The sequence below is a fragment of the Bartonella sp. AP40SXNS genome, assembly GCF_042195825.1.
In the GTDB taxonomy this organism is placed as follows: Bacteria; Pseudomonadota; Alphaproteobacteria; order Rhizobiales; family Rhizobiaceae; genus Bartonella.
Window position 1 is genome coordinate 1 of the sequence record NZ_JBHIPB010000124.1, and the last position, 625, is coordinate 625.

Annotated in this window: 1 protein-coding gene; it reads left to right on the forward strand. The window is 41.8% G+C overall.

Annotated features, from left to right (window positions below; translation table 11 throughout):
- Positions 1 to 625: porin (locus tag ACFILZ_RS10120; protein WP_375682397.1), on the forward strand; the 625-nt coding region annotated here is incomplete at both ends.

Genomic DNA, 625 nt, shown 5'->3' on the forward strand with positions numbered 1-625 from the left:
ACAGCTTCTGCTTTTGCGTTAGTTTCAGCAGCGCATGCAGCAGATGTTATTGTTCCCCCTCAGCCCACACCTGTTGCGCCGGTTATTGTTGCTCCCACTTTTTCTTGGACAGGTTTTTATATTGGTGGCCAGGTTGGTGGTTTTTCAAGTAAAACAAAGATGGATATTCTCAGTAATGGAAAAACCATTCCGGTGAGTGATGATTTTTTGCCTAAATTATCAGGTTTTATGGGGGGACTTTATGCAGGTTCCAACGTTGATCTCGGTAATGGCCTTATTTTAGGTGTTGATACAGATTTCATGTGGTCTGATAAAGATGACACGAAAACAGGGCAAGTATATGTAATTGCTCAAAATCATCTGGCATATGTTGGTAAGATGCTGAAAGATGCTGGAACTAAGATTGGTAACAATGTAATCCAAGATGGTGATAAACGGACGCACAGTTTTACTTTTAAAGAAAAGTGGGCTGGCGCGACGCGGGTACGGATTGGTTTTGCTGCTGAACGTATTATGCCCTATGTTGCTGGTGGTATTGCCTATACACAACTTCAAGACATTGCGTCAATATCAATAACAGAAAAAGACACAGGCAAAGTAATAGCTTCTGGTAACTTGTCGGATG